Below are 20,252 nucleotides of genomic sequence, written 5' to 3'. Positions count from 1 at the left end.
GTGTCCCCGTGCGTGTCCTCCTGGTCGGAGCGGGAGGTGTGGGCTCGGCGATCACGCGGATCGCGGCCCGCCGGCCGTTCTTCGAGCACATGACGGTCGCCGACTACGACCTCGGCCGGGCGGAGCGCGCCGTCGCGGCCCTGGGGGACCGATTCAGCGCCGTCCGGCTGGATGCCTCCGACCGGGCGGCGGTGTCGTCGGCTCTCGCCGAGCACCGTTGCGACGTCCTGCTCAATGCCACCGATCCCCGCTTCGTACTGCCCCTGTTCGAGACGGCTCTCGCCCGGGGCGTCCACTACCTCGACATGGCCATGTCCCTCTCCCAACCGCATCCGGCCCGCCCGTACGAGGAGTGCGACGTCAAGCTCGGGGACGCGCAGTTCGAACGCGCCGCGGAGTGGGAGGCGGCCGGGCTCCTCGCGCTCGTGGGCATGGGTGTGGAGCCCGGCATGTCCGATGTGTTCGCCCGGTACGCCTCCGACGAGCTCTTCGACGAGATCGAGGAGATCGGCATCCGGGACGGGGCGAACCTGACCGTCGACGGCTACGACTTCGCTCCGTCGTTCAGCATCTGGACGACGATCGAGGAGTGCCTGAACCCGCCGGTCGTGTACGAACAGGAGCGGGGCTGGTACACCACGGCCCCCTTCAGCGAGCCGGAGGTCTTCGACTTCCCCGAAGGCATCGGTCCGGTGGAGTGCGTGAACGTCGAGCACGAGGAGGTGCTCCTCGTACCGCGGTGGCTGAAGGCCCGGCGGGTCACGTTCAAGTACGGACTGGGCGACGAGTTCATCGGGGTGCTCCGGACACTCCACAAGCTCGGACTCGGCCGGACCGAGCCCGTATCGGTCGCCTCCGGTGCGGGACGGGCCTCGGTCTCACCCCGTGACGTGGTCGCCGCCTGCCTTCCCGACCCGGCGGGACTCGGTGAGCGGATGCACGGCAAGACGTGCGCGGGGACCTGGGTGAAGGGCGTCAAGGACGGCCGGCCCCGGGAGGTGTACCTCTACCACGTCGTCGACGACCAGTGGTCGATGCGGGAGTACGGATCCCAGGCCGTCGTCTGGCAGACCGCGATCAATCCGGTGGCCGCCCTCGAACTCGTCGCGGGCGGTGTGTGGAGGGGCAGCGGTGTGCTGGGGCCCGAAGCCATGGAGCCGAGGCCGTTCCTCGATCTGCTCGACGAGTACGGCGCACCGTGGGCCGTGCGCGAGCAATGACCGGTGGCGCGTGCGCCTGCCGGACCGGACGCACCGACGCACCGGTGGGGGTGCGTTCCCGGGACCGCCTCAGTAGCTGGAGAAAGACACTTTCCGTATCCCCCTGGCCTATGAGCGTAGCGAGGGCACATGGCAGAGGACCTTGCCGGACCAGCGCGTCCGACGACTTTGAAGCCCGACGCGATCGGCTTTGTCGACGCGCTCGTCATCGGGCTGAACGCCACCTCCCCGGCCTACTCCGTGGCGGCCGTCATCGGGCCGATCGTCGCGCTCGTCGGCGTCTACGCGCCCGGGGTGCTCTTCGCCTCCTTCGTGCCGATGCTCTTCATCGCCTCGGCGTTCTACTACCTGAACAAGGTCGACCAGGACTGCGGGACGACGTTCTCCTGGGTGACCCGCGCGATGGGGCCGTGGACGGGGTGGCTCGGCGGCTGGGCGATCACGATGACCGGGGTGCTCGTGGTGGGGTCGCTGGCGGACGTCGCCGTCAGCTTCGGGCTGCTGGCCGTCGGCCTCGACAGCTGGGCCGACAACACCTTCATGCGCCAGCTCCTCGCCGTGATCCTGATCCTTGTGATGACGGCCCTGTGCGTCATCGGCACCGAGCTGTCGGCCAGGGTGCAGAACGTGCTGATCCTCGCTCAGGTGGCCTTCCTCCTGGTCTTCGTGATCGTCGCCCTCCACCGCGTCTACGCGGGGACCACGTCCTTCGACTCCATCCACCCGTCGGCCGCCTGGCTCAACCCCTTCGGGGCGGGCGGCGCGGCCCTCACCGGTGGTCTGCTGCTGGGGGTGTTCATCTACTGGGGCTGGGAGTCCGCGGTCAACTCCTACAGCGGCACCTCGTGGTTCGGCCTCGGCCCGCCTCTCGTCATCGGCATCTTCATCTTCCTGATCGGCGTGGTGCTCATGGTGGTGTGGCGGTTCCGCTCGCCGCTGTTCTGGCGGGAGCGCCGAGGTGTGGTCGATCCCGCCCTGGTATCCGACAAGGAGTCCTGAGATGTCCGTGGTTCTCGGCTACGACGAGTCGCCGGGCGCCGCCCGCGCGCTGCGGATCGCGATCGAGGTGGCCGCCGCGTACGGCGAACCGCTCGTCCTCGTCTACGGGGCGGCGCCGCCCGGCCACCGGGGCGAGGAGTACCGGGCCGCCTACGAGGCCGTCCGCCAGGTGGGGCGTTCGGGCCTTGAGCGTGCGCTGGCGGTGGCCGAGGAGGCGGGCGTGCCGGCCACGGTCGAGGTGATCGGCCGCGCCCCGGCGCAGGCCCTGGTCGAGGCCGCCGCACGGCACGAGGCACGCGTCATCGTGGTCGGCAGCTGGGGCGAGAGCCCGATTCGCGGAGCGATTCTCGGCTCCACCCCGCACAAGCTCCTGCATCTGTCGACCGTGCCCGTGCTCTGCGTGCCGACGGAGGTCTGAGCCCGCAGCCGCCGGCCTCGAACCTTTCCGAGGCCGTGAGGCCCGGGGCTCCGTGAGGTCCGGAGCCCGACTTCAGCTCGTCCGCTCTTCAGCCGAAGCTGCGCCCCATCTCCTCCAGCACCTCGTCGATCACGTCGACGGGCTCCCGGGCCAGGTCCTCCTCGATCCACAGCCGCATCGCGATCCGCAGGGAGGAGAGGAACGCCGCGGCGAGCACCAGGGGGCGTACCGGCTCCGCCGAGCGGGCCGGGCGGGCGGTCACGGCCTCGGCCAAGTCGCGTTCCATCGCCGCGTGGTTGGCCAGCTGGCGGGCCAGGAGCGAGGGGTGGTGCATGGCGAGGCGGGTGCGTACGGCCCATTCGCGTTCCGGGGGTGCGACGCGCTCGGCGAACTGGGCCACGGCCGCCCGCAGCGCCGTCCACGCGTCCTCCTCGGCGGGCCGCTCGCGCACCGCCCGGACGAGCTCCCGGATCTGCTGCTCCTCGCCGTGGAGCAGGGCGTCCTCCTTGCCCGCGAAGTAGTTGGAGAACGTTCTGCGGGAGATCCCGGCCGCATCGGCCACCGCCTCCACCGTCAGCTGGTCGAAGCCGTGCTCGACGGTCAGCCGCAAGGCCGCTTCGTGCACGGCCTGCCGGGTGGCTTCCTTCTTGCGTTCCCGCAGTCCCACAGCGCGCTCCATGAGATCCATTATCCGCGGCGGGAACGCCCGGACGGGCCGGCTTGACCTGGATGCCTGCGGTGGACTGTTCCTGACCGTCCGCCGATAATGGCCGTACGACCGCTGAACACGCGTCGGCCATTGACGGGGGATGAGCGATGACCGAGATCCTTGTGCTGCTCGGAGCGCTGCTCTTCACGATCGTCTTCCTGATCGTGAAGCTGGTGCTCAAGGAACGACGACGCCGTACGGAGAACTTCGACGGCCAGCAGATCGAGCGCCATCACAGTGCGGAGATCCGCAACATACGTGCGGCCAACACGTCGATCGCCGTCCACAACCGCTTTCTGGACGGCGGCAACGACCACTCGATCCGGAAGCGCTGATACCGGGCGGGACCGGAGCCGGGCTGAGGTAGTGTTTCGCATCCCCGCACGGGGACGTACCGAAGGAGGTGGGACCCATCACCGCTGTATCAGGCTGGGTGCTCGCCTCACATGATCGCGTGGTCGACCGGATGTGACCGGCCGCGGAGCACCCATCGGCGTTTTTCCGAAAGGCTCCGCTCCATGCCGGTCCCGCTGTCCCCGCTTGTGCTCTCCTCCCTCGTCACCACCCTCCGCTCCGCCGGCTGCGTATTCGCCGAGGACGAGGCGGACCTGATCGCCGCGACCGCGGCCGGGCCCGCCGACCTCGCCGCCATGGTGCAACGGCGGGTTGCCGGTCATCCGCTGGAACACGTCCTCGGCTGGGCCGAGTTCGGCGGTCTGCGTATCGCCGTGGATCCCGGCGTCTTCGTCCCCCGCCGCCGCACCGAGTTCCTGATCCGCCAGGCCGCGGAGCTGACCCCGGCCCCCGACGTCGTCGTCGATCTCTGCTGCGGTACGGGCGCCCTGGGCGTCGCGCTCGCCGCCCTGCTGGACGGCGTCGAACTCCACGCGGCCGACGTGGAACCGGCCGCGGTGCGCTGCGCCCGGCGCAATCTCGGAGGCCTGGGCCGGGTCTACGAGGGCGACCTCTTCGCCCCGCTGCCCGGTTCCCTGCGCGGACGTGTCGACGTACTCCTCGCCAATGTGCCGTACGTACCGACGGACGATGTCGCCCTGCTGCCCGCCGAGGCGCGCGTCCATGAACCGCTCGTCGCCCTCGACGGAGGCGACGACGGCCTCGACGTGCTGCGCCGGGTGGCCGCCGAGGCGCCGCGATGGCTGGCTCCGGGCGGCAGCCTGCTGGCCGAGACCAGCGAACGGCAGGCGGCACGGGCCGTGGAGGCCGTGCGCGGCAGCGGGCTCGTCCCGCGTGTGGTCGCCTCCGACGAGCTGTGCGCCACCGTCGTCATCGGGACCCTGCCGGGCTGAGCCGGACGGTCCCGGCAGCCGGTTGAGCCCCCGTCGGGCCGGAGGCTTGGGGCGGGCCCGGACGGTCCCGACGCCGGGCGAGCCCCGAATGGGCCCCTGCCCGGGGCCCGTTCGGGGCAGGGCGCCTCAGACGAAGCGCCACCGGGTCTGGGTGAACGGATCACCCTTGCCGAAACCGAACACCGTGCGCGGGAACACCGCGAAGACCCCCGCCCGGTTGCCCGGCGCGCCCACGAACTCGCCGTCCGCCACGTCGAAGTGCCAGTCCGGCCCGTACTTCGCCTCGAAGGCCTTCGCGAGCCCGGTCAGCCTCTCCCCGTCCGTGACCCGCTCGGCCCGGCCCTCGACCACCACGTCCAGCCCCGCCGACCACGCGTTGCTGCCGGTCGTGAGGACCACCTCGTCGTTGGCCGCCAGATTGCGGGCCTTGCGCTCCTCGGGGCCCGTACAGAAGTGCAGTGCGTCCTGCCACCAGACGCCGATCAGGGGTGTGACGTGCGGGCGGCCGTCCGGACGGACCGTGCTCAGCCAGTACAGCTCGGCCTCGGACAGCAGCCGCCGCGCGTCCGCCCAGGCACCGGGTTCGGCGCCCGGGCTGCTGTAGCGGGGGTCCAGCTCGGTGACGGGTTCGGATACGGACATGGTGGGGCCTCCCGGTCGGGTCCTCGAAGCGATCCTGCCTGTCAGGTAACGACCGCGTACGCGCTCCGAACTCATCGGTGCCGGAACCGGGAGCGACCGGCGGCCGGGGCAGCGGCGCGGGGCCGGTCACGCGCAGCCGCGGTGCGGTCCGCCCACCGCGCACCCCCGAGGCCCGGCGCCGGGGCACGGGCAGCGGAGGCCGACGACATCGCCCAGGCCCCGGTCTCGCGACCGCACGCCTTCCGCCCGCACCTTCACCCACCCGCCGGTCGCCCGCCGGTCTAAGCTCGTAGAACTGGGTGGTGACCGGGCGGCGAGCGGGAGAGCGCGGAATGACGACATTGCCGGGGCGCAGGAGCAGTACGTTCACCCGACTGCTGCGGCACGGTTTCACCGACCCGTCCGCCGCCGAGCAGCTGCTCGATCTGCCGGAGCTGTCCTCCGTGCGCACCGACCCCGTCCTCCTCGAAGCCCTCGGGGCCACCGCCGACCCCGATCTGGCGCTGCGCGGCGTCGTCCGGCTCGTCGAGGCCGAGGAGCCCGAGGAGCGGCAGATCCTGCTGGACACGCTCGTCACCGCCAAGCCCCTGCGGGACCGGCTCCTCGGGGTGCTCGGGGCATCCGAGGCGCTCGGCGACCACCTGGCCCGGCATCCGCGCGACTGGCAGGCCCTCGTCACCTACGAGGCGGCAGATCTGCACCCGGGAGTGCCCGAGTTCGAGTACGAACTGGCCGGGGCCGACGATCCGGACTCGTTGCGCGTCGCCTACCGCCGGTGCCTGCTGTCGATAGCGGCACGCGACGTGTGCGGCACGACGGACGTCGCCGAGGCCGCCGCGGAACTGGCCGACCTGGCCACCGCCACGCTCCGGGCCGCGCTCGCCATCGCGCGTACGGCCACGCCCGCCGACGCCGCGCAGTGCCGGCTCGCCGTCATCGCGATGGGCAAGTGCGGCGGACACGAGCTGAACTACGTCTCCGACGTCGACGTCATCTTCGTGGCGGAACCCGCCGACCACACCGACGGCGCCGAGGAGACCGAGGCCATGCGGGCCGCCACCCGGCTGGCCGCGCACATGATGCGGATCTGCTCCGACACGACCGTCGAGGGCACCATCTGGCCCGTCGACGCCAACCTCCGGCCGGAGGGCCGCAACGGGCCCCTCGTGCGCACGCTCAGCTCGCACCTCGCCTACTACCAGCGCTGGGCCAAGACCTGGGAGTTCCAGGCGCTCCTGAAGGCCCGGCCGGTGGCCGGTGACCCCGAGCTGGGCGCCGAGTACGTCGATGCCGTCTCGCCGCTCGTCTGGCAGGCCGCGGACCGCGAGAACTTCGTGCCCGACGTACAGAAGATGCGCCGCCGCGTCATCGACACCATTCCCGCCGACCGGGTCGACCGCGAGATCAAGCTGGGCCCCGGCGGACTGCGGGACGTCGAGTTCGCCGTCCAGCTGCTCCAGCTCGTGCACGGACGCAACGACCCCGCCCTGCGCAGCGGATCGACCCTGGAGGCGCTGGGCGCGCTCGCCGCGGGCGGATACGTGGGACGGGTCGACGCCGCCCAGCTGGACGACGCCTATCGGTTCCTGCGCGCCATGGAACACCGCATCCAGCTCTACCGGCTGCGCCGCACCCACCTGGTCCCGGTGGACGAGCCCGACCTGCGAAGGCTCGGACGCTCCCTCGGCATGCGCACCGATCCCATCGCCGAGCTGAACCAGGCCTGGAAGAGGCATGCGTCCGTGGTGCGGCGGCTGCACGAGAAGCTGTTCTACCGGCCGCTGCTCGACGCCGTCGCCCAGCTCGCGCCCGGCGAGTCCCGGCTCAGCACCAAGGCCGCCACGCACCGGCTCGAAGCCCTCGGATACGAGGACCCGGCCGCCGCCCTGCGGCATCTGGAGGCGCTGTCCTCCGGGGTGTCGCGCAAGGCCGCCATCCAGCGCACACTGCTGCCGGTGCTGCTCGGCTGGTTCGCGGACTCCGCCGACCCGGACGCCGGGCTCCTCGGCTTCCGCCAGGTGTCCGACGCCCTCGGCAAGACCCCGTGGTACCTGCGGCTCCTGCGGGACGAGGGGGCCGCCGCGGAGAACCTGGCCCGGGTCCTCTCGGCCGGCCGCCTCGCCCCCGACCTGCTGATGCGCGCCCCCGAGGCCGTCGCGCTCCTCGGCGACCCGCAGGGGCTCACACCCCGCAGCCGGGACCACCTGGAGCAGGAGGTGCTGGCCGCCGTGGGGCGCGCGGACGACGCGGAATCGGCGGTCGCGGTGGTGCGCGGGGTGCGCAGGCGCGAGCTGTTCCGGACGACGGCCGCGGACCTCATCGGCTCCTACGGCACGGAGGACAGCCCCGCCGAACCCGATCACGGGGCGCTCGTCGACCGGGTCGGCAGCGCCGTCACCGATCTGAACGCCGTCACCATCGCCGGCGCGCTGCGCGCCGCCGTCCGCGCGGAGTGGGGCGACACCCTGCCCACCCGCTTCGCGGTGATCGGCATGGGCCGCTTCGGCGGCCAGGAGCTCGGATACGGCTCCGACGCGGACGTCCTGTTCGTGCACGCGCCCCGGGAGGGCGTCGACGAGCAGGAGGCGGGCCGGGCCGCGAACCGGGTGGTCACCGAGATGCGCCGGCTGCTCCAGCTTCCCACCGCGGACCCGCCGCTGCTCATCGACGCGGATCTGCGCCCGGAGGGCAAGAGCGGGCCACTGGTGCGCACACTGAAGTCGTACGAGGCGTACTACCGGCGCTGGTCGCTGGTCTGGGAGAGCCAGGCCCTTCTGCGGGCCCAGCCGATGGCGGGCGACGCGGAGCTGGGCCGGGACTTCATCGAACTCATCGACCCGCTGCGGTACCCGATGGAGGGGCTGGGCGAGGACGCGGTCCGCGAGATCCGGCGGCTGAAGGCCCGGATGGAGTCCGAGCGGCTGCCGCGCGGCGCGGACCCGACCCTCCACACCAAGCTGGGGCGGGGCGGGCTGAGCGATGTCGAGTGGACGGTCCAGCTGATGCAGATGCGGCACGGCTGGGCGGAGCCGGGGCTGCGCACCACCCGTACGAGGGAGGCGCTGGCGGCGGCGTGTGCGGCGGAGCTGATCTCAGGGGAGGACGCGCAGACGCTGGACGAGGCATGGGTACTGGCGACTCGGGTGCGCAACGCGGTGATGCTGGTGCGGGGGAGGCCGGGCGACACCTTCCCCTCCGGGCCGAGGGAGCTGACCGCGGTGGGGCGGTATCTGGGGTACGAGCCCGGCCATGTCGGCGACATGCTGGACGACTACCGGCGGATCACGCGCCGGGCCCGCGCGGTGGTGGAGGAGCTGTTCTACGGGGCGGTGGTGTGAGGAGGCCCCTTTGTGCCGGGACCCCTGGCCCCTGGCAGGGCCTGTGGGAGGCCCGGAGAGCCGGAGGCCTCGTACCCGCCCGGTGAAGGTCTCGTACGAGACGCCGGCGTCGATACCGTCCCGCGCCCGGCCCGAGTGCGTCGCCTGCCTGTTCCCTGCCCGTTCCCTGCCCGTTCCGTGGGGGACAGCCCTCAGTTGCGGCCGGCCGCCGCCTTCGGTGTGGTGCGGGGGCCTCTCGTCACCGCCGCCAGGCGAGGGCGGCGGGTGGACTTCGAGGGGACGAGCTTCGGCAGATGGTGCGGCAGCGCTCCGTACCAGGCGTAGGACACCGCGTATCCGAAAGCCAGGCACGCCATGCCGCCCACCGCGTCCAGCCAGAAGTGGTTCGCGGTCGACACGATCACGACCAGGGTGAGCGCCGGGTAGACCAGGCCCAGGATCCGCGCCCACGGGGCGGAGGCCAGCGCGAAGATGGTCAGGCCGCACCAGAGCGACCAGCCGATGTGTATCGACGGCATCGCCGCGTACTGGTTCGACATCTGCTTGAAGTTGCCCGAGGCCATCGAGCCCCAGGTCTGGTGGACCAGGACCGTGTCGATGAAGTTGCCGCCGTTCATCAGACGGGGCGGGGCCAGGGGGTACAGGTAGTAGCCGAGGAGAGCGACCGCCGTGGTCGCGAACAGGGCCAGGCGGGCCGGTGCGTAGCGTCCCGGGTGGCGGCGGAACAGCCAGATGAGCACCCCGACGGTGACGACGAAGTGCAGGGTCGCGTAGTAGTAGTTCATCGACACGATCAGCCATGTCACCGAGTTGACCGCGTGGTTGACGGACTGCTCCACGGCGATGCCCATGAACCGCTCGACCGACCAGAGCCAGTCGGCGTTGGAGAGGGCCGCCGCCTTCTGCTCGGGGACGGCGTTGCGCACCAGCGAGTACAGCCAGTAACTGACCGCGATGAGCAGGATTTCGAACCAGAGGCGTGGCCGCCGGGGCGACCGTGGGGCACGCAGTCCTGCCAGGCCCCGGTCGAGCAGTCTGCCGATCCGGTTCGCTTCGCCGTTCTGCTTCGTATTCGCCTCAGGAGCCGCCTCGTTCACGATGGGTGACGGGGTGGCCGCCCTACGGCCTTCCTGTGGTTTCACGCTCAATTCACCCATAGGCACAGAGTCTGCCAGATTTGCCCCCTTCGCCTGATGATCCTCCGGCGGGGAGCGGGCCGCACGTCCTGCGGGTTACGGGTGCGCGTGGGATCCTGGGACCGTCGGGGCGGTGGAGGCCGTGTCCGGACCGGGACCCGCGGCCGTCGAACCGCGCACGACGAGTTCGGGCATGAACACGAATTCGCTGTGCGGTGCGGGTGTGCCGCCGATCTCCTCCAGCAGCGTGCGCACGGCGGCCTGGCCCATCGCCGTCACCGGCTGCCGGATCGTGGTCAGCGGCGGATCGGTGAACGCTATGAGCGGCGAGTCGTCGTAACCGACCACCGAAAGGTCGCGCGGCACGTCCCGGGAGACCCGGCGGGCGGCGCGGATCGCGCCGAGCGCCATCATGTCGCTCGCGCACACGACCGCCGTGCAGCCCCGCTCCATCAGCGCGGAGGCGGCCGCCTGACCGCCCTCCAGCGTGTACAGGGAGTGCTGGATCAGCTCCTCGGCCTCGTCCTCGGTGAGGTTCAACTGCTCCCGCATCGTGGCGTGGAAGCCCTCGATCTTGCGCAGTACGGGGACGAAGCGCTTCGGGCCGACCGCCAGGCCGATCCGGGTGTGGCCCAGCGACACCAGGTGGGTCACCGCGAGCCGCATCGCGGCGCGGTCGTCCGGCGAGATGAACGGCGCCTGCACCTTGGGGGAGAAGCCGTTGACCAGGACGAAGGGCACGCCCTGGGCCCGCAGTTGTTCGTAGCGCCGCATGTCGGCGGAGGTGTCGGCGTGCAGCCCGGAGACGAAGATGATCCCGGAGACGCCCCGGTCGACCAGCATCTCGGTGAGCTCGTCCTCGGTGGAGCCGCCGGGGGTCTGGGTGGCCAGCACCGGGGTGTACCCCTGTCGCGTCAGCGCCTGGCCGATGACCTGGGCGAGCGCCGGGAAGATGGGGTTCTCCAGCTCGGGCGTGATCAGACCGACCAGGCCGGCGCTGCGCCTGCGCAGCCGTACGGGCCGTTCGTATCCGAGGACGTCGAGCGCGGCAAGGACGGATTCGCGGGTGGTCGCGGCAACACCGGGCTTGCCGTTCAGTACTCGGCTGACCGTCGCTTCGCTGACCCCCGCCTGAGTTGCGATATCGGCAAGCCGTGCGGTCATGGGACTGGACTGTACCGGGCATGGGTCGGATTGCCCACCATGGGCAGGAATCGGACGACAGCGCCCGCGCGGGCGCTCGCGGGCCGGGGCGGGAGCCGGTGGCCCCGCCGGCCGGCAGCAACATCTTGCAAGGCCTTGCGGAGCTGGATTGCGGGTTGCGGTCAGATCGTCGCACTGCGGAATCGGCCGTGGTGGCCCCCTCGATGCCAGGGATCGGGTGCTTCCGTCAAGAGGCTTGACGGCAACCGTGAGGACACGCGAATGTAACGATCGCCGGAGCTTGCAGAAATCTTCCGCAAAGTCTTTCGGCCGTCTTTCATCCTTGTTACGTTCACGTCGACCCGGCGCCGCGACGGAGCGGTACGGCAGTTGAAGGAGTTCAGATGCGACGTGGCATAACGGCCACCGCCCTGGTCGCGGCCCTGGCGCTCGCGGCGACCGCTTGCGGCAGCGATGACGACAGTTCCAACGGCACCTCCAAGGGCTCCGGCGAGCTCTCCGGCACCGTGACGTGGTGGGACACCTCCACCGCGGGCAGCGAGGACAAGGTCTTCAAGAAGATCGCCGAGGGCTTCGAGAAGGAGCACCCGAAGGTCGACGTCAAGTACGTCAACGTGCCCTTCGGTGATGCTCAGAACAAGTTCAAGAACGCGGCCCAGTCCGGCTCCGGCGCCCCCGACGTGATCCGCTCCGAGGTCGCCTGGACCCCCGAGTTCGCGGACCTCGGCTACCTCGCCCCGCTGGACGGCACCACCGCCCTGGTGAAGCAGGACGACTTCCTGAAGCAGGCCGCCGCGTCCACCAAGTACAACGGCAAGACGTACGCGGTGCCGCAGGTCATCGACTCCATGGGCGTCTTCTACAACAAGAAGATGTTCAAGGAGGCCGGCGTCGAGGTTCCGAAGACGATCGACGAGCTGAAGACCGTCTCGAAGAAGATCAAGGAAAAGACCGGCAAGACCGGCTTCTACCTGCGCGGCGACGACGCGTACTGGTTCCTGTCCTTCCTCTACGGGGAGGGCGGCGACATGGTCAACGCCACCGACAAGACCGTCACCATCGACAACGCCGCCGGCGTCAAGGCCATGAAGGTCGTCAAGGACCTCGTGGACTCCGGTGCCGCGAAGACCGACGCGACGGACGGCTGGGAGAACATGCAGTCGTCCTTCAAGGACGGCAAGGTCGCGATGATGATCAACGGCCCGTGGGCCGTCGCCGACACCTACGCCGGCAACGAGTTCAAGGACAAGGCCAACCTGGGTGTCGCCCCGGTCCCGGCCGGCTCCACCGCGCAGGGCGCCCCGCAGGGCGGTCACAACCTGGCCGTCTACGCCGGTTCCAAGAACCTCGACGCCTCCTACGCCTTCGTCGACTACATGACCTCCGTCAAGACGCAGGCCCAGGTCACCAAGGAGCTCAACCTGCTGCCGACCCGTACCTCCGCCTACGCCGAGGAGTCCGTGGTCGACAACGAGATCGTCGGCTTCTTCAAGCCGGTCGTCGAGAGCGCCGTCGAGCGCCCCTGGATCCCCGAGACGGGCAGCCTCTTCGCCCCGCTCGTCACCGAGTACACCAAGGTCCTCACCGGCCAGACCTCCCCGGAGAAGGCCGTCAAGACGACCGGCGACTCCTACCGCAAGCTCCTCAAGGGCTGGAAGTAACTCAGGAAGGCAGGCCGGCTGATGGCTGTCCACACCAGCCAGTCGGTGGCGAAGGCCGCGGGCGACGACATCGTCGCCCGCGGCCGGAGCCGCGGTACTGGTAACCCCAAGCCCCCGGGCAGGATCCGGCGGACTCTGTCGACGCACTGGTACGCCTGGACCATGGTCGCGCCCGTCGTGATCGTGATCGGCGTGATCATCGGATACCCGCTGGTCCGCGGCATCTACCTGTCGCTGACCGACGCCAACGAGCGCAACGTCGAACGGTCCATCGGTGTCAACCACATCCCCGCGACGTACAAGTTCGTGGGCCTGGACAACTACACCGATGTGCTCACCGGCAACGAGTTCCTCGGCACTCTCGGGTGGACCCTGGTGTGGACGGTCTCCTGTGTGGCCATCACCTTCGCCCTCGGCATGGCCCTCGCCAACATGCTCAACCGCAGGATCGCCGGGCGCTCCGCCTACCGGATGGCGCTCATCCTGCCCTGGGCCATCCCCGGCTTCGTCTCCGTCTTCGCCTGGCGCTTCCTCTACAACGAGGACCGGGGGCTGCTCAACAGGATCCTCTCCGGCGGCGGATTCGACGGCATACCCTGGCTGAACGACCCCACCTGGGCCAAGTTCTCCGTCATCGCCGTCAACGTGTGGCTCGGCGTGCCGTTCATGATGGTCGCTCTCCTCGGCGGCCTCCAGTCCATCCCCAGCGAGCACTACGAGGCCGCGGAGATGGACGGCGCCACCGCCTGGCAGCGCTTCCGCCACATCACGCTGCCCGGACTGCGCCCCGTCTCCACGACGGTGATCCTGCTCTCCACCATCTGGACCTTCAACATGTTCCCGGTGATCTTCCTGCTGACCAGCGGCGGACCCGGCGACGCCACCCAGATCCTGGTGACGCAGGCCTACAAGTTCTCCTTCGAGATCAGTCCGCGCGACTTCGCGCTCTCCTCCACCTGGGGCGTGCTGATCCTCGTACTCCTGATGGTCTTCGCCGCGATCTACCGGCGAGTCCTCCGCACCCAGGGAGATGACTGGTGACCACGGCCCCCGCCCCCTCCGCGCGCCACTCCGCGCCCAAGGTCCGGCTGCGCGGCGAGCGTTCGCCGCTGGCCTCCACCGCGCTGCACCTGACGCTCATCGTCGCGTCCGTGATCGCCGTCTTCCCCGTGCTCTGGGTGCTGCTCACCTCGCTGAAGCCCGCCGCGTACGCGACCACCACGGACTTCTTCAAAGAGACGACGTTCGAGAACTACACGAACCTGCTCCAGAACACGAAGTTCCTGACCTGGTTCGGCAACTCCGTGGTCGTCGCGGGCCTCACCACCCTGGCCGGCGTCATCGTCTCCGCCTCCACCGGCTACGCGGTCAGCCGCTTCCGCTTCCCCGGCAAGCGCGGACTGATGTGGACGCTGCTGGTCACCCAGATGTTCCCGGTCGCCGTCCTCATCGTGCCGATCTACAACATCATGGCGGGCATGGGCCTGCTGAATAAGCCGACCGGTCTGGTCATCACCTACCTCACCATCTCGGTGCCGTTCTGCGCCTGGATGATGAAGGGCTTCTTCGACACCATCCCGCGCGAGATCGACGAGTCGGGCCAGGTCGACGGCCTCACCCCGTTCGGCACGTTCTGGCGGCTCATCCTGCCGCTGGCCAAGCCCGGCCTCGCCGTCACCGCGTTCTACTCCTTCATCACCGCCTGGGGCGAAGTGGCGTACGCCTCCGCCTTCATGGTCGGCGAGGACAACCTCACGCTCGCGGGCGGACTCCAGCTGTTCGTCAACCGGTACGGGGCCCAGTGGGGCCCGATGACCGCGGCGTCCGTGCTGATCGCGATACCCGCGGCCCTGGTCTTCCTGTTCGCACAGAAGCACCTGGTCACCGGCATGTCCGCCGGAGCCGTCAAGGGCTGATTGTCCGCAGCGCACGGCCGTACGACCCGCACGCACCAGTCACGGTGGCGCCGGCATCCCGACCCGGTCCCGGCGCCACCCCCCACCCAGACACCCCAGGGACGACATGACCCAGCACCTCGCTGCCCCCTCCACCGGCACGTCCGACGACGCCCCGGGCCACCGCACCGGCTGGTGGCAGGACGCGGTGATCTACCAGGTCTATCCGCGCAGCTTCGCCGACGGCAACGGCGACGGCATGGGCGACCTCGCAGGCGTCACCGCCCGGCTCCCCTACCTCAAGGACCTCGGCGTCGACGCGGTGTGGCTCAGCCCCTTCTACGCCTCCCCGCAGGCCGACGCGGGCTACGACGTCGCCGACTACCGGGCGATCGACCCCATGTTCGGCACCCTGCTGGACGCCGACGCCCTGATCCGGGACGCCCATGACCTGGGCCTGCGGATCATCGTCGACCTGGTGCCCAACCACTCGTCCGACCAGCACGAGTGGTTCAAGCGCGCGCTCGCCGAGGGCCCCGGCTCCGCGCTGCGCGATCGTTACCACTTCCGCCCCGGCAAGGGCGTCGACGGCGAACTCCCGCCCAACGACTGGGAGTCCATCTTCGGCGGCCCGGCCTGGACCCGCACCACCGGCCCGGACGGGACCCCCGGCGAGTGGTACCTCCACCTCTTCGCCCCCGAGCAGCCCGACTTCAACTGGGAGCACCCGGCCGTCGCCGACGAGTTCCGCTCGATCCTGCGCTTCTGGCTCGACATGGGCGTCGACGGCTTCCGGGTCGACGTCGCGCACGGTCTCGTCAAGGCCGAGGGACTGCCCGACCTGGGCACGCACGACCAGCTCAAGCTGCTCGGAAACGATGTCATGCCGTTCTTCGACCAGGACGGTGTGCACGCGATCTACCGCAGCTGGCGCACCATCCTCGACGAGTACCCGGACGCCATGGCGCCCGAAGGGCCTTCCCCGAAGGGGCGGCGGACGACGGGCGGGCGCATCGCGGTCGCCGAGGCCTGGACACCCACCGTCGAGCGCACCGCCAACTACGTGCGCCCCGACGAGATGCACCAGGCCTTCAACTTCCAGTACCTGGCCACCGCCTGGGACGCCGCCGAGCTGCGCGCGGTCATCGACACCTCGCTGAACGCCATGCGCCCGGTCGGTGCCCCCACCACCTGGGTGCTCTCCAACCACGACGTCACCCGGCACGCCACCCGGTTCGCCAACCCGGCGGGCCTCGGCACCCAGATCCGCACCGCGGGCGACCGCGAGCTGGGTCTGCGCCGGGCCCGCGCGGCCAGCCTGCTGATGCTGGCGCTGCCCGGCTCCGCCTACGTCTACCAGGGCGAGGAGCTCGGCCTGCCCGACGTCACCGACCTGCCCGACGAGGCCCGCCAGGACCCCTCGTTCTTCCGGGCCGAGGGCCAGGACGGATTCCGCGACGGCTGCCGCGTCCCGATCCCGTGGACCCGCGAAGGCAGCTCGTACGGCTTCGGCGAGGGCGGCAGCTGGCTGCCGCAGCCCACCGGCTGGGGCGAGCTGAGCATCGAGGCCCAGACCGGCGCGGCCGGCTCCACCCTGGAGCTGTACCGGGCCGCGATCGCCGCACGCCGGGTGCACCCCGGACTCGGCGCCGGGACCGACGTGGAGTGGCTGGACGCCCCCGAGGGCCTGCTGGTCTTCGGCCGTCCCGGTTTCGTCTGCACGGTGAACACGACGGGCGCCCCGGTCCGCATCCCCGTACGCGGCACCGTCCTGCTGTCCAGCACCCCGGTCGCCACCGACGGCGCCGAGATCGAGCTGCCGGCCGACACCACGGTGTGGTGGACGGTGTGAGTGTTCCCCTGCCGCGAGGCCCCGGGACGGGCGGCGCGCTGCGGCTGTCGGACATCGCCGGCCAGGCGTCCGTCAGCGAGGCGACCGTCAGCCGGGTGCTCAACGGCAAGCCGGGCGTCGCGGACATCACGCGTCAGCGGGTGCTCGCGGCGCTCGACATCCTGGGCTACGAGCGCCCGGTACGGCTGCGGCAGCGCAGCGCCGGGCTGATCGGACTGGTGACGCCCGAGCTCACCAACCCGATCTTCCCGGCGTTCGCCCAGTCCGTCGAACAGGTCCTCGCGGGCCACGGCTACACACCGGTGCTCTGCACCCAGCTGCCCGGCGGCGCCACGGAGGACGAGCTCGTCGAGCAGCTCGTCGAACGCGGCGTCGGCGGCATCGTGTTCCTCTCCGGACTGCACGCCGACACCTCGGCCGACCCGGCGCGCTATGCCGCGCTCACCGACCGGGGTGTGCCGTTCGTCCTGATCAACGGCTACAACGAGCGGATCAGTGCCCCGTTCGTCTCGCCCGATGACAACGCCGCCGTGCGGATGGCCGTCGGGCACCTGGCCGAACTCGGCCACCGCCGGGTCGGTCTGGCCATCGGACCCCAGCGCTATGTGCCCTCCCGCCGCAAGCGGGACGGGTTCGTGGACGCCGCGGTCTCCCTGCTGGGCCTGGACCGCGCCGACGCCGAACTCCTGGTGTGCTCGACGCTGTTCAGCGTCGAGGGCGGCCAGGTGGCGGCCGGTGCGCTGCTGGACCAGGGGTGTACGGGCATCGTCTGCGGCAGCGACCTGATGGCGCTGGGCGTGGTGCGCGCCGCCCGGGACCGAGGGCTCGACGTGCCGCGTGACGTGTCCGTGGTGGGGTTCGACGACTCGCAGCTCATCGCGTTCACCGACCCGCCGCTGACCACGGTGCGCCAGCCCGTCCAGGCGATGGCGGCGGCCGCGGTGGGCGCGCTGCTGGAGGAGATAGGCGGAAGTCCCGTACAGCGCACGGAGTACGTGTTCCAGCCCGAGCTGGTGGTACGGGGGTCGACTGCGGCGCTGCGCAGCGCCTGAGGCGAGGGAATCGGGGCCGGGTCCGGAGGGGGGACCCGGCCCCGTCGTATGCCGGGCGGGGTGACCGCGGTGGCTGCCGGGCGGGCCGGGCGGTGGCTGTCGGGCGGGGTGGCAGCTGTCAGGCGGGCCGGGCGGTGGCGCGTTGCCGGCGCAGCATCAGGACGAGGCCGGTCGCGATCGCCAGGCCCAGGACGGCGAGCACCGCGCCCTTCACGACCGGGCCGTGCCAGCCGTAGTCGGCGGTGTAGGCGGCCTCGGCGTCCTTCGCGAGCCGGACACCGTCGATCCTGGCGGGCAAGGCATCACCGCGGCGGATCTCGACCGCGTCCCTCAGCTCGACGTTCCGCGCGGTGACGGTCCCGTCGGTGCTGGTGAAGGTGCCGGTCCAGGAGCAGGACTCCTTGCCGCAGGTGCGGTCGGTGGGGGCCAAGGCGCCCACGGGGCCCTCGCGCAGCGCTTCGCGGCCCTCGACGCCCTCGGCGGCCAGGCCGAGCCCGCCGCCCAGGGAGACGAGCAGCACGAAGGCCACGGCGGTACGGACGAGGACGCGCCCGCGCTTGGTCAGGGGGCGGTGGGTGCGCATGGGGCCTGAGCGTAGGCAGGAAACGGCAGCAGGTCCATGCCGGGCCCGAGACGGCAGAGGCTCCCTGCCGGTCCGTCACACGCAGGAGAGGCACCGGGAGTCGGCCCGGACGGGCCGGCGGGGAGTGTGACTCCAGGTGCCCCTCTTGTCGGTGACCGGCCCGGCCGGCCGGGCGCGTGGGGCCCGTGGGTGACGGGACCCCCGGCCGACCGGACCGGAGTCGGAAGAAACTTAACAGCGCTGCAATGTCTTGCGTAAGACCTTGCAGGAAGAAATCTCCAGTATTTCGGGGATGTGAGCAGGGAGTGTCCAAAGGGTTGACCGGAACCTGACGGGCTCGTACGGTCTCCCCGCGGCAAGGTTTGCATTCTTGCAGCAAGAACCTTCAGGAGCCTTGAGGGCAGGGCGCGTTGCCGTATGAGGCTGCGAGGCTTCGGGCCGCTTCGGATCGGAGGCAGCCCGGGGCCTCGGTACCGTCACCCGCATTTCCCCCACCGCAGGAGGAAACAATGGCCAGCAGACCCCTGTCTGCCGCGCTCGCCCTGATAGCCGGCGCCGCCGCTCTCGTGGTCCCCGCCACGAACGCCCAGGCCTCCGCCCCGGGCACCAAGGACGTCACCGCTGTTCTCTTCGAGTGGAAGTTCGACTCCGTCGCCAAGGCGTGTACCGACTCCCTCGGCCCGGCCGGCTACGGCTTCGTACAGGTCTCGCCGCCCCAGGAACACATCCAGGGCGGGCAGTGGTGGACCTCGTACCAGCCGGTCAGCTACAAGATCGCCGGACGGCTCGGCGACCGCACCTCCTTCGCCAACATGGTCAGCACCTGCCACAGCGCGGGCGTCAAGGTCGTCGCCGACTCGGTCATCAACCACATGTCGGCCGGTTCCGGCACGGGCACGGGCGGTTCCTCGTACACCAAGTACGACTACCCCGGCCTGTACTCGGTCAACGACATGAACGACTGCCAGTCGCAGATCAGCAACTACGGCGACCGCGCCAACGTCCAGAACTGCGAACTCGTCGGCCTGGCCGACCTGGACACCGGCGAGGAGTACGTACGCGGCAGGATCGCCGGTTATCTGAACGACCTGCTGTCGCTCGGCGTCGACGGCTTCCGCATCGACGCGGCCAAGCACATGCCCGCCGGTGACCTCGCCAACATCAAGTCCCGGCTGAGCAACTCCGGCGTCTACTGGAAGCAGGAGGCGATCTACGGAGCCGGCGAGGCGGTCTCGCCCGACGAGTACGCCGGCACCGGCGACGTCCAGGAGTTCCGCTACGCCCGCAGCCTCAAGCAGGTCTTCAACAACGAGAACCTCGCCAACCTGAAGAACTTCGGCGAGGGCTGGGGCTTCATGTCCTCCTCCAAGGCCGCGGTCTTCGTCGACAACCACGACACCGAGCGCAACGGCGAGACGCTGAACTACAAGGACGGCGCCAACTACACGCTCGCCAGCGTGTTCATGCTGGCCTGGCCCTACGGCTCGCCCGACGTGCACTCCGGCTACGAGTGGTCCGACAAGGACGCCGGCCCGCCCAGCGGCGGCACGGTGAACGCCTGCTACAGCGACGGCTGGAAGTGCCAGCACGCCTGGCGCGAGATCTCCTCCATGGTCGGCTTCCGCAACACCGCGCGCGGCGAGACCGTGACCAACTGGTGGGACAACGGCGGCGACCAGATCGCCTTCGGCCGGGGCTCCAAGGCGTACGTCGCGATCAACCACGAGGGCTCCTCGCTGACCCGTACGTTCCAGACCTCGCTGCCCGCCGGCGACTACTGCGACATCCAGTCCGGCAACGGCGTCACGGTCAACGGCTCCGGCCAGTTCACCGCCACGCTCGGCGCCAACACCGCCCTCGCCCTCCAGACCGGCGCCCGCACCTGCGGCGGCGGCTCCACCGACCCGACCGATCCGACCGACCCGGGAACGGGCACCAGCGGCGCCTCCTTCGGCGTCAACGCCACCACCCAGCTCGGCCAGAACATCTACGTCACCGGCAACCAGTCCGCCCTCGGCAACTGGAACCCCGGCAGCGCGCTGAAGCTGGACCCGGCCACGTACCCCGTCTGGAAGCTCGACGTGAGCCTGCCCGCCGGTACGTCGTTCGAGTACAAGTACATCCGCAAGGACGCGAGCGGCAACGTCACCTGGGAGAGCGGCGCCAACCGCACCGCCACCGTGCCGTCCTCCGGCAAGGTCGCCCTGACCGCCGACGTCTGGCGCGGCTGACCCCTCCGCCTGTCCGCGTGCCGCGCCGGGATCCTCCGGCGCGGC

General features: G+C 70.6%; 17 protein-coding genes. 12 read left to right on the top strand and 5 right to left on the bottom strand.

Annotation, left to right across the window (positions count from 1 at the left end; all coding sequences use genetic code 11):
- The first annotated feature begins 8 nt into the window (after positions 1–8).
- The 3 genes from ACZ4LX_RS09730 to ACZ4LX_RS09720 all read left to right on the top strand — a co-directional run bounded on the left by ACZ4LX_RS09730 (position 9) and on the right by ACZ4LX_RS09720 (position 2,637).
- A complete protein-coding gene (locus ACZ4LX_RS09730; RefSeq protein WP_467634431.1) occupies positions 9–1,220 on the top strand; it encodes a saccharopine dehydrogenase family protein in 1,212 nt (403 codons plus the stop codon).
- Positions 1,221–1,349: 129 nt separating this feature from the next.
- Positions 1,350–2,219, top strand: coding sequence for an amino acid permease (locus tag ACZ4LX_RS09725; protein WP_467634434.1), 870 nt, complete (start codon positions 1,350–1,352; stop codon positions 2,217–2,219).
- Position 2,220: 1 nt separating this feature from the next.
- Positions 2,221–2,637, top strand: coding sequence for a universal stress protein (locus tag ACZ4LX_RS09720; protein ID WP_467634437.1), 417 nt, complete (start codon positions 2,221–2,223; stop codon positions 2,635–2,637).
- A gap of 88 nt (positions 2,638–2,725) precedes the next feature.
- Here ACZ4LX_RS09720 and ACZ4LX_RS09715 read toward each other — a convergent pair whose 3' ends face one another.
- Complete coding sequence (locus tag ACZ4LX_RS09715; protein ID WP_467634440.1) at positions 2,726–3,316, bottom strand: acyl-CoA-like ligand-binding transcription factor; 591 nt, start codon at positions 3,314–3,316, stop codon at positions 2,726–2,728.
- A gap of 137 nt (positions 3,317–3,453) precedes the next feature.
- Between ACZ4LX_RS09715 and ACZ4LX_RS09710 the strand changes: the two genes are divergently transcribed.
- Both ACZ4LX_RS09710 and ACZ4LX_RS09705 read left to right on the top strand, forming a co-directional pair.
- Positions 3,454–3,681 carry a hypothetical protein gene (locus ACZ4LX_RS09710; protein ID WP_467634443.1) on the top strand — a complete coding sequence of 76 codons (228 nt, stop codon included), beginning with the start codon at positions 3,454–3,456 and terminating at the stop codon, positions 3,679–3,681.
- Between the two features lie 183 nt (positions 3,682–3,864).
- Positions 3,865–4,653, top strand: a complete 789-nt coding sequence (locus ACZ4LX_RS09705) for a putative protein N(5)-glutamine methyltransferase (RefSeq protein WP_467634446.1) — start codon at positions 3,865–3,867, stop codon at positions 4,651–4,653.
- Positions 4,654–4,779: 126 nt separating this feature from the next.
- On the opposite strand, the gene ACZ4LX_RS09700 is transcribed toward ACZ4LX_RS09705, so the two are convergent.
- Positions 4,780–5,295 carry a pyridoxamine 5'-phosphate oxidase family protein gene (locus ACZ4LX_RS09700; RefSeq protein WP_467634449.1) on the bottom strand — a complete coding sequence of 172 codons (516 nt, stop codon included), beginning with the start codon at positions 5,293–5,295 and terminating at the stop codon, positions 4,780–4,782.
- Between the two features lie 332 nt (positions 5,296–5,627).
- On the opposite strand from ACZ4LX_RS09700, the gene ACZ4LX_RS09695 reads away from it, so the two are divergent.
- The gene (locus ACZ4LX_RS09695; RefSeq protein ID WP_467634452.1) at positions 5,628–8,633 is read left to right on the top strand and encodes a bifunctional [glutamine synthetase] adenylyltransferase/[glutamine synthetase]-adenylyl-L-tyrosine phosphorylase; all 3,006 of its coding nucleotides are present in this window, start codon (positions 5,628–5,630) and stop codon (positions 8,631–8,633) included.
- Positions 8,634–8,824: 191 nt separating this feature from the next.
- On the opposite strand, the gene ACZ4LX_RS09690 is transcribed toward ACZ4LX_RS09695, so the two are convergent.
- Complete coding sequence (locus tag ACZ4LX_RS09690) at positions 8,825–9,790, bottom strand: phosphatase PAP2 family protein (RefSeq protein ID WP_467634455.1); 966 nt, start codon at positions 9,788–9,790, stop codon at positions 8,825–8,827.
- Positions 9,791–9,865: 75 nt separating this feature from the next.
- Positions 9,866–10,933 (bottom strand): LacI family DNA-binding transcriptional regulator, encoded by a 1,068-nt coding sequence (locus ACZ4LX_RS09685; RefSeq protein ID WP_467634458.1) that lies wholly within the window; start codon positions 10,931–10,933, stop codon positions 9,866–9,868.
- 383 nt (positions 10,934–11,316) lie between these two features.
- Between ACZ4LX_RS09685 and ACZ4LX_RS09680 the strand changes: the two genes are divergently transcribed.
- The 5 genes from ACZ4LX_RS09680 to ACZ4LX_RS09660 all read left to right on the top strand — a co-directional run bounded on the left by ACZ4LX_RS09680 (position 11,317) and on the right by ACZ4LX_RS09660 (position 17,393).
- The gene (locus ACZ4LX_RS09680) at positions 11,317–12,594 is read left to right on the top strand and encodes an extracellular solute-binding protein (protein WP_467634461.1); all 1,278 of its coding nucleotides are present in this window, start codon (positions 11,317–11,319) and stop codon (positions 12,592–12,594) included.
- A gap of 21 nt (positions 12,595–12,615) precedes the next feature.
- On the top strand, positions 12,616–13,635 hold the full coding sequence (locus tag ACZ4LX_RS09675) for a carbohydrate ABC transporter permease (protein WP_467634464.1): 1,020 nt from the start codon (positions 12,616–12,618) through the stop codon (positions 13,633–13,635).
- The gene (locus ACZ4LX_RS09670) at positions 13,632–14,510 is read left to right on the top strand and encodes a sugar ABC transporter permease (protein WP_467634467.1); all 879 of its coding nucleotides are present in this window, start codon (positions 13,632–13,634) and stop codon (positions 14,508–14,510) included. The genes ACZ4LX_RS09675 and ACZ4LX_RS09670 overlap by 4 nt, the downstream gene beginning before the upstream one ends.
- A 106-nt stretch (positions 14,511–14,616) precedes the next feature.
- Entirely contained in the window at positions 14,617–16,341 is a 1,725-nt protein-coding gene (locus tag ACZ4LX_RS09665) for a glycoside hydrolase family 13 protein (RefSeq protein ID WP_467634471.1), read from the top strand.
- Positions 16,326–17,393, top strand: a complete 1,068-nt coding sequence (locus ACZ4LX_RS09660; RefSeq protein WP_467634474.1) for a LacI family DNA-binding transcriptional regulator — start codon at positions 16,326–16,328, stop codon at positions 17,391–17,393. The genes ACZ4LX_RS09665 and ACZ4LX_RS09660 overlap by 16 nt, the downstream gene beginning before the upstream one ends.
- Before the next feature lie 118 nt (positions 17,394–17,511).
- Here ACZ4LX_RS09660 and ACZ4LX_RS09655 read toward each other — a convergent pair whose 3' ends face one another.
- Positions 17,512–17,976 carry a hypothetical protein gene (locus ACZ4LX_RS09655; protein WP_467634477.1) on the bottom strand — a complete coding sequence of 155 codons (465 nt, stop codon included), beginning with the start codon at positions 17,974–17,976 and terminating at the stop codon, positions 17,512–17,514.
- Between the two features lie 509 nt (positions 17,977–18,485).
- On the opposite strand from ACZ4LX_RS09655, the gene ACZ4LX_RS09650 reads away from it, so the two are divergent.
- Positions 18,486–20,207: a carbohydrate-binding module family 20 domain-containing protein gene (locus ACZ4LX_RS09650; RefSeq protein ID WP_467634480.1), complete on the top strand. Its 1,722-nt coding sequence runs from the start codon at positions 18,486–18,488 to the stop codon at positions 20,205–20,207.
- Positions 20,208–20,252 lie beyond the last annotated feature (45 nt).

The organism is Streptomyces sp. NPDC026062 (assembly GCF_055568375.1).
The sequence above is the reverse complement of the archived record's forward strand: the minus strand, read 5'-3'. Positions and strand labels throughout refer to the sequence as shown.